The organism is Xenorhabdus sp. IM139775, assembly GCF_028598745.1.
Lineage (GTDB): Bacteria > Pseudomonadota > Gammaproteobacteria > Enterobacterales > Enterobacteriaceae > Xenorhabdus.
Genome location: NZ_JAQRFK010000212.1, coordinates 1 through 978, shown reverse-complemented (window position 1 = coordinate 978; position 978 = coordinate 1). Strand labels below are relative to the sequence as shown.

3 protein-coding genes are annotated in these 978 nt (G+C 57.5%); all 3 read left to right on the top strand.

The features are described 5' to 3' along the window. The first annotated feature begins 70 nt into the window (after positions 1-70). Entirely contained in the window at positions 71-469 is a 399-nt protein-coding gene (locus tag PSI17_RS17065) for a DNA-packaging protein FI (protein WP_000158919.1), read from the top strand. An 11-nt stretch (positions 470-480) separates the two neighbouring features. Then, positions 481-834: a head-tail joining protein gene (locus tag PSI17_RS17060; protein WP_000752979.1), complete on the top strand. Its 354-nt coding sequence runs from the start codon at positions 481-483 to the stop codon at positions 832-834. 11 nt (positions 835-845) lie between these two features. Continuing rightward, positions 846-978, top strand: a 133-nt coding sequence (locus tag PSI17_RS17055) for a phage tail protein (protein WP_171480149.1), incomplete at its 3' end; no start/stop codon positions are given.

Here is a 978-nt window from a genome sequence, read left to right as displayed (position 1 = left end):
ATGAGTTCGTGTCCGTACAACTGGCGTAATCATGGCCCTTCGGGGCCATTGTTTCTCTGTGGAGGAGTCCATGACGAAAGATGAACTGATTGCCCGTCTCCGCTCGCTGGGTGAACAACTGAACCGTGATGTCAGCCTGACGGGGACGAAAGAAGAACTGGCGCTCCGTGTGGCAGAGCTGAAAGAGGAGCTTGATGACACGGATGAAACTGCCGGTCAGGACACCCCTCTCAGCCGGGAAAATGTGCTGACCGGACATGAAAATGAGGTGGGATCAGCGCAGCCGGATACCGTGATTCTGGATACGTCTGAACTGGTCACGGTCGTGGCACTGGTGAAGCTGCATACTGATGCACTTCACGCCACGCGGGATGAACCTGTGGCATTTGTGCTGCCGGGAACGGCGTTTCGTGTCTCTGCCGGTGTGGCAGCCGAAATGACAGAGCGCGGCCTGGCCAGAATGCAATAACGGGAGGCGCTGTGGCTGATTTCGATAACCTGTTCGATGCTGCCATTGCCCGCGCCGATGAAACGATACGCGGGTACATGGGAACGTCAGCCACCATTACATCCGGTGAGCAGTCAGGTGCGGTGATACGTGGTGTTTTTGATGACCCTGAAAATATCAGCTATGCCGGACAGGGCGTGCGCGTTGAAGGCTCCAGCCCGTCCCTGTTTGTCCGGACTGATGAGGTGCGGCAGCTGCGGCGTGGAGACACGCTGACCATCGGTGAGGAAAATTTCTGGGTAGATCGGGTTTCGCCGGATGATGGCGGAAGTTGTCATCTCTGGCTTGGACGGGGCGTACCGCCTGCCGTTAACCGTCGCCGCTGAAAGGGGGATGTATGGCCATAAAAGGTCTTGAGCAGGCCGTTGAAAACCTCAGCCGTATCAGCAAAACGGCGGTGCCTGGTGCCGCCGCAATGGCCATTAACCGCGTTGCTTCATCCGCGATATCGCAGTCGGCGTCACAGGTTG